We start from the raw sequence: 3,549 nt of genomic DNA on the forward strand, positions 1-3,549 counted from the left end.
GCCCAACTAGCTATGCACGGTAAAAGTGCTGCCCCTCCCGGGCCGCCGCCTCCTGTAAGTGAGCATCCTTGTTTAAAGCCCGCTGCCCCTTGTGGTCGGCGGGTTGTTGATTTATACGCCCTTTTAACCAACCAACCCCATTAACTATGAGAGGAAATATTCCATTATGACTACTGTTACTGATTTGTATACCCGGCGTGCCCAAACCTGGAATAAGGCTAAGAAGTTTCTAGATGAGCGGCGCGATAGCGAGACTGGCTGTCTAAACGCCGAAGATGACGCGGCCTACGCCAAAATGGAAGCTGAGATTGAGGCACTTAGCGGCGAGATTGCTCGATGTGAGTGAGCCGAACGCCTAGAAAACACTCTTGCCAAGGCGACCTGTAATCCCATCACTTACGCTCCTGGAAGCGGTATGGGCGAAGACAGTAAGGTCAAGCCTGCCCGTGCTACAGCTTCCTACAAGCGGGCGTTTTGGGATGCGATGCGGCTTAACACCTCCCCCATGGAAGTAAGGAATGCGCTAAGTGAGGGGGTGGATTCTGAGGGCGGATACCTAGTGCCTGACGAGTTTGAACGCACCCTAGTGCAGTCTTTAGCTGACCAAAACATCATGCGAAGCCTCGCCAAGGTTATTCAGACCACTAGCGGGGATCGTAAGATCCCGGTCGTGTCTACCCATGGCACCGCTACCTGGCTGGATGAGGGCAAGCCATACAACGAATCCGATGAAGCCTTCACCCAAATCTCCCTGTCGGCGTTCAAGCTGGGTACCTTCCTGAAAATCAGTGAAGAACTGCTCAACGATGCAGCGTTTAACGTTGAACAATACCTAGCGAGCGAGTTTGCTCGCCGTATTGGGGCTGCTGAAGAAGAAGCCTTTCTGGTTGGCGATGGTAAAGGTAAACCCACCGGTATCTTCAACCCCACCGGCGGCGCAGACTTAGGCGTGACCAGCGCCAAGCCTACCGATATTAGCGCTGATGAACTTATCGATCTGCACTATAGTTTGCGCGCCCCGTACCGGGCGCGTGCGGTGTGGCTGATGAATGATGCAACAGTAAAGACCGTGCGCAAGCTCAAGGATGGTAACGGGCAGTACCTGTGGCAGCCAGCCCTGACTGCTGGAACCCCGGACATGATCCTTGGCCGACCCGTCTACACCAGTGTTTTTGCACCTGAGGTCAAAGCGGGGGCGCGCACAGTAGCGTTCGGTGACCTCGGTTTTTATTGGATTGCTGACCGGCAAGGCCGCTCCTTCAAACGCTTAAACGAGCTATTTGCAACCACCGGGCAGATCGGGTTCCTCGCCTCCCAACGCCTAGACGGCAAGCTCGTCTTGCCCGAAGCGATCAAGGTGCTTACCCAGAAGACCGCCGGGTAAACCATAAAAATAGTTAGGAGGTGGCAGCCATGAAAACAGACGAACTCGTGGCTTTAGTCAAGCAGAATCTACTGGTCGACCATAGCGAGGATGATTCTTTGATTGCCTCGGTTGTTTTGGCTGCCATCTCCTATGCCACCGCTTACCAACATCTGCCCGAGGGCTACTACCAAACGCAGCCCATGTCGCAGGCAACCCGACAAGGCATTATCATGCTCGCCACCCATTTCTACGAATCCAGAGATGGAGCAACCGCCGGATTTTGGGCAGACAAAACCGATGCTGCCCGCGCCGTGTGGAACGCAGTCAACACCCTGCTACGCCTGGATCGGGACTGGAAAATCTAACGAAAGGCGCGCCTGATGGCAACGCTAGGCAAAATGAGCGAGCACATCGACTTGATACAGCCAATGGTTACTAAAGACGCTGCCGGGTTCGCCACGACTCGTGATGAGGTTATTGCTTCGGTGCGCGCATATATGGAGGTGCGTCATGCTTCACCGGCTTGGGTCAACCGCGCCGCCTACACCAAAGCAGACCTGTTATTTAGGATCCGAGCAATACCCGGCGTAAAAATAACCGAGGCGATGGAAATCAGCTCCGCACGTGGCAGGTGTGTTATTGATGCTGTCGAATACCTCGGCCGCTATGTCGAGATTTTGGCTCACCGCACCGAAGCAGAAGGAGCACTCTGATGGCTCGCGTACAAATCAAGCTTCCCAACGATTTCATTGACGCACTCGACTCAGCCAGCAACATTCTTGATAACTCCGCTGAGCAAGTACTTAAAGCCGGGGCTAACATAGTGGAGCCGCGTATGCGTTCTAACCTTTCTGCCGCCATCGGCAGCTCAACGAAACAGCCCTCCCGTTCTACCGGTCAGCTCGCCAAAGCGCTAGGAACCGCGCCAGTAAAAGTCAATAGCCGCGGAGACTACAACGTTAAAGTTGGTTTCGCCGAGAACCGAGACGATGGTAGAGCTAACGCACTAATCGCTAACGTTCTTGAACACGGGCGCTCCAACCAGCCCGCTAGACCCTTCCTAGCCCCTACGCGTTCACAAACCAGGCGAGCCGCAATAGCCGCAATGAAACAAACCCTGGCCGCGCGAATCCAGCAGGTGAAACCATGAGCGGGCTTTTAGAAAACCTAAGCCACATCGCTAAACAACTTGGGCTCGCCTATGCAGTCAGCTGCTACACCGATTCCCCAGCCCCAGACACGTATCTAGTCTTCACCCCGTTAACAGATTCTTTCGAGATCTTCGCCGACAACACCCCAGGCGTCGAAATAGAAGAAGCCCGAATCAGCCTGTTCACAAAAACCAACTACTTGGCACTAAGAGACCAGATCACGAAAGCTCTAATTAGCGCTCGCCTAGTTATTACAGCCAGGCGCTATATCGGATACGAGGACGATACCGGCTACCACCACTATTCAATCGACATCGCGGATTATTCGCCGACTACTTTCTAGGAGTTATTGGTTTCTTCCCAGGCTCCATAATTTTGTCCCTCATCATTGACCCAGCGAGCTCTACCATTGGCGGTGGTACCTAACACTATGGCAGCTGCGGCAGAAGGAGAAGTAAAAGCAATATCCCGGGTGACCACGCCGCAATCATTGTCTATGCGGATTGATCCATCACTAACTAGCTTTTGGTGACGACTAGCTATAGCCGCATACGAATTAACCGTTGCCTGGCTTCTGGCTTTACTGGTTTCCCAGCTAGCAACCACGATTGACCCCTTGAGGAGGAAAAACTCTCCATCGATAAGCTGCATCGAGGCATCGATCCGATCTCTTTGTCTATGTAGATGAAAAACAGGTGAAGAAACTATCTGAGCGTTATCTGGTTGCACAGTATTTTCTGGGGAACGCAAAACGTTGACCCCCAGGATCGGCAAAATCAGCTTCATATTGTCTAAGAAAGACTCTGCAGATGCTCGTTGCGCTTCAGAAAGCTTCCTAACCCGAGGAGTTTGTTTGTTATCAGGCATAGAACAGCGCTCAGCATTCTTAGCGATTTCAACCAGACGGGCTTCTAAATAACCCCAATGCCCCTCGTTAAAAGACCGCTGCAAGCTCGCAATAATAACGACCTTTTCCCACTGCGGCTTCTTTTTGTCATGATCGCGTAAGCGCTCTACAAAGTTTTCAGTCTT

At 52.6% G+C, this 3,549-nt stretch carries 5 protein-coding genes and 1 pseudogene; 5 read left to right on the forward strand and 1 reads right to left on the reverse strand.

The window, feature by feature from the left end:
* Positions 1 to 166 precede the first annotated feature (166 nt).
* The 5 genes and pseudogenes from EFB02_RS08585 (at position 167) to EFB02_RS08605 (ending at position 2,860) form a co-directional block, all read left to right on the forward strand.
* A pseudogene (locus EFB02_RS08585) lies at positions 167 to 1,384 on the forward strand (phage major capsid protein).
* A 29-nt stretch (positions 1,385 to 1,413) separates the two neighbouring features.
* The gene (locus tag EFB02_RS08590) at positions 1,414 to 1,731 is read left to right on the forward strand and encodes a head-tail connector protein (RefSeq protein WP_122821178.1); all 318 of its coding nucleotides are present in this window, start codon (positions 1,414 to 1,416) and stop codon (positions 1,729 to 1,731) included.
* A 15-nt stretch (positions 1,732 to 1,746) separates the two neighbouring features.
* On the forward strand, positions 1,747 to 2,079 hold the full coding sequence (locus EFB02_RS08595) for a head-tail adaptor protein (protein ID WP_027723701.1): 333 nt from the start codon (positions 1,747 to 1,749) through the stop codon (positions 2,077 to 2,079).
* Positions 2,079 to 2,516, forward strand: a complete 438-nt coding sequence (locus EFB02_RS08600) for an HK97-gp10 family putative phage morphogenesis protein (RefSeq protein WP_022865306.1) — start codon at positions 2,079 to 2,081, stop codon at positions 2,514 to 2,516. The genes EFB02_RS08595 and EFB02_RS08600 overlap by 1 nt, the downstream gene beginning before the upstream one ends.
* Positions 2,513 to 2,860: a hypothetical protein gene (locus EFB02_RS08605; RefSeq protein ID WP_022865305.1), complete on the forward strand. Its 348-nt coding sequence runs from the start codon at positions 2,513 to 2,515 to the stop codon at positions 2,858 to 2,860. The genes EFB02_RS08600 and EFB02_RS08605 overlap by 4 nt, the downstream gene beginning before the upstream one ends.
* Here EFB02_RS08605 and EFB02_RS08610 read toward each other — a convergent pair.
* On the reverse strand, positions 2,857 to 3,549 hold a 693-nt coding region (locus EFB02_RS08610), incomplete at its 5' end, for a DUF4357 domain-containing protein (protein ID WP_122821179.1). The genes EFB02_RS08605 and EFB02_RS08610 overlap by 4 nt on opposite strands.

Source organism: Varibaculum vaginae (genome assembly GCF_900604285.1).
Lineage (GTDB): Bacteria > Actinomycetota > Actinomycetes > Actinomycetales > Actinomycetaceae > Varibaculum > Varibaculum vaginae.

Excerpts from the sequence above, each read along its gene's own strand:
- EFB02_RS08590 (WP_122821178.1), top strand. The coding sequence starts at position 1,414 with ATGAAAACAGACGAACTCGTGGCTTTAGTCAAGCAGAATCTACTGGTC.
- EFB02_RS08595 (WP_027723701.1), top strand. The coding sequence starts at position 1,747 with ATGGCAACGCTAGGCAAAATGAGCGAGCACATCGACTTGATACAGCCA.
- EFB02_RS08600 (WP_022865306.1), top strand. The coding sequence starts at position 2,079 with ATGGCTCGCGTACAAATCAAGCTTCCCAACGATTTCATTGACGCACTC.
- EFB02_RS08605 (WP_022865305.1), top strand. The coding sequence starts at position 2,513 with ATGAGCGGGCTTTTAGAAAACCTAAGCCACATCGCTAAACAACTTGGG.